Below are 2,903 nucleotides of genomic sequence, written 5' to 3'. Positions count from 1 at the left end.
ACCATAAATCTACTATTTAAAATAAGATTACCAAAAAAATTACAAAGTATTAATAACCTCATTTGCCAACTCCAAAACAGCGTCAAATTGTTGCTTTCTGTCTAAGTAGGAATTATCCACTTCAATAGCATCTTCTGCCATAACTAAAGGAGAGTCATCTCTGTGAGTATCAATATAATCTCTCTCTACAACATTTTTTAGAACCTCTTCAAAAGATACATTATCTCCTTTTGCTTGTAATTCATCAAAACGTCTTTGGGCGCGGGTATCTGCTCCGGCAGTCATAAACACTTTTAATTCAGCATTCGGAAAAACAACTGTTCCAATATCTCTTCCGTCCATAACAATTCCTTTTGCTGCCCCCATTTCTTGCTGCTGTTCAACTAATTTGGAACGCACTTCTGAAATTGCTGCAACAGTACTCACAAAACCAGAAACCTCCAAAGTTCTGATTTCTTTCTCTACATTTACGTCATTCAAATACATTTCGGCAAAACCTAATTCAGCATTAAAAACAAAATGTAAACGTATCGATGGTAAACTATTTATTAATTTTTCTGAATCAAAAAAATCGGTTGTTATGTAATTATTTTGCATTGCATATAAAGCCACAGCACGATACATAGCGCCAGTATCTACATATACATAACCTAAATGTTTGGCCAATTGTTTTGCCAATGTACTTTTCCCCGTAGATGAAAATCCATCGATCGCTATGATTATTTTTTTCATGTCTTATTTTAATTTAATGTCAAAAGCTTGTACACACTTTCTTTATTTCTTAATTCTCAGCTCGTATTTCGTATCTCTAAATCATTCTCCAAAATTCACAACCAGCCCAAACAAGCTGGTATTTCCGGCTAGAGTATATTTGGAATAAGAATAATTTAATTTTAACTTATTCAGTCTAAGCCCAAAACCCAATGAAAGTCCGGAAAAATTTCTTTGATCTTGAATTTGCAGTTCATGTCCTCTTCTAAAATTATAGCCAAATCTAAGATTAAAGGCTTTCTTTGGAAAAAGTTCAGCACCAAAAATCATATGCCGAAGCGCATTATTGAAAAAAGAGACTTTTTCTTCAGTAACTGTACCATCAATCGAAGTTTCGGAATTAACAGGATTCGAAAAAGACAAATCCCATTGTTGTAAATTTTCGATAGTAAGGTGCCAGCGAATTGGTACGTGTTCAAGTTCTTGAGAAACTCCAGCAATAATTTCAAACGGTAACTTTTCTTTATTGCCGTCGTAAGTTGTAAATTGAGTTCCAATATTCATCAATGTTACCGCCCAATTGATATCATTTGGTTCATCAATATAAACCAATCCTAAATCAATAGAACCACCAAATGAGTTGTAGCTTTCCAATGTTGATTCGATAAGTTTGGCATTGGCTCCCAAATGAATATCCGTGTAAGGAATATTATAAGCATAGCCCACTGAAAGTGCTATTTCGCTACCAGTAAAAGATGAAGTTGGCGTACCATTTTCATCGTAACCATCAAATTTTCCGTAATTGATATAATTAATCCCAGCTTGAAATGTCTGTATATGCTGATCGTAAGTATAGGCGTAAGAAGCCGTTCCATAGGTTACTTCCTGATAGTAATTTCCATAATTTAGAGACAAATGATTATTCATTTCTTCATTGATAGAAGCAGGATTAAAAAGCGCCTGATTTACATCTTCATCATAGATAGTAATTGTTTTTCCTCCCAATGCGGCTTGTCTTGGGGAGGTAATTAAATTTAAAAACTCATAAGTGTACTTCCCTCCTATTTGTCCGTAGGAAACAGAACAAAACAGGAATGAAATGTAAAATAAAAGTTTTTGGAACATGTAATGGATAAAAGTAAATTTCGAATTTAAAGTTCCAAACTTACAAAAAATAACGTCTAATAACGCGGATTATTTTTTCAAATAAAAGCCCACAGTTTAAATTGTGGGCTCAATTTTCAATTAAATTTTGTGCTGTTGTGATTTATTTCAAATCTTTTGCGTTTTTAACTTTATCTTTAGTTATAGCTAAATCTAAAACTTCGCTCATTTCTTTTACATAATGAAAAGTTAAGCCTTCTAAATACTCAGGTTTAATTTCATCGATATCGCTTTTATTTTCATGACACAAAATAATTTCTTTGATATTGGCTCTTTTTGCAGCTAATATTTTTTCTTTGATACCACCAACTGGCAATACTTTTCCTCTCAAAGTAATTTCTCCTGTCATTGCGGTATTTTTCTTCACTCTTTTTTGAGTAAGCAAAGAAACTAACGATGTCAACATCGCAATACCGGCACTTGGTCCGTCTTTTGGAGTTGCTCCTTCTGGAACGTGCAAATGAATATTATATTTATTCAAAACCTCTGGATTCAATCCTAATAATTCGGCGTTTGCTTTTATGTATTCTAAAGCAATTGTTGCCGATTCCTTCATTACTGTTCCTAAATTCCCAGTTATGGTCATTGATCCTTTTCCTGGTGAAAGTAATGATTCAATAAATAAAATATCACCACCTACACTTGTCCAGGCAAGACCAGTTACAACACCAGCAACTTCGTTATTTTCATATTTATCTCTTTCTAAACGAGGAACTCCAAGAACTTTTATAATATCTTCGTCAGTAACTTTTTTATTGTATTCCTCCTCCATTGCCACAGATTTCGCGGCATTACGAACGATTTGAGCAATCTTATTTTCTAATCCACGAACACCTGATTCACGAGTGTAGCCTTCAATTATTTTTTCTAATTGTTTTTTGCCAATTGTCAAATCTTTAGGTTTCAAACCATGAGCAGCCAATTGTTTAGAAAATAAATGTCTTTTGGCAATTTCTACTTTTTCTTCTATTGTATAACCAGACATTTTTATCACTTCCATACGATCTACCAAAGCTGGTTGAATAGCA

At 33.5% G+C, this 2,903-nt stretch carries 3 protein-coding genes; all 3 read right to left on the bottom strand.

All coding sequences use genetic code 11. The features are described 5' to 3' along the window. Positions 1–39: 39 nt before the first annotated feature. Positions 40–732 carry a (d)CMP kinase gene (gene cmk, locus VLC96_RS07975; RefSeq protein ID WP_325261950.1) on the bottom strand — a complete coding sequence of 231 codons (693 nt, stop codon included), beginning with the start codon at positions 730–732 and terminating at the stop codon, positions 40–42. 81 nt (positions 733–813) lie between these two features. Next, positions 814–1,836 carry a type IX secretion system protein PorQ gene (porQ, locus tag VLC96_RS07970; RefSeq protein ID WP_325261948.1) on the bottom strand — a complete coding sequence of 341 codons (1,023 nt, stop codon included), beginning with the start codon at positions 1,834–1,836 and terminating at the stop codon, positions 814–816. Positions 1,837–1,978: 142 nt separating this feature from the next. Continuing rightward, the coding region (locus VLC96_RS07965) for a S16 family serine protease (protein ID WP_325261946.1) at positions 1,979–2,903 on the bottom strand (925 nt) is incomplete at its 5' end.

Origin of the sequence: Flavobacterium sp. (genome assembly GCF_035456085.1) — a bacterium.
In the GTDB taxonomy this organism is placed as follows: Bacteria; Bacteroidota; Bacteroidia; order Flavobacteriales; family Flavobacteriaceae; genus Flavobacterium.
The sequence above is the reverse complement of the archived record's forward strand: the minus strand, read 5'-3'. Positions and strand labels throughout refer to the sequence as shown.

Excerpts from the sequence above, each read along its gene's own strand:
- cmk (WP_325261950.1), bottom strand. The coding sequence starts at position 732 with ATGAAAAAAATAATCATAGCGATCGATGGATTTTCATCTACGGGGAAA.
- porQ (WP_325261948.1), bottom strand. The coding sequence starts at position 1,836 with ATGTTCCAAAAACTTTTATTTTACATTTCATTCCTGTTTTGTTCTGTT.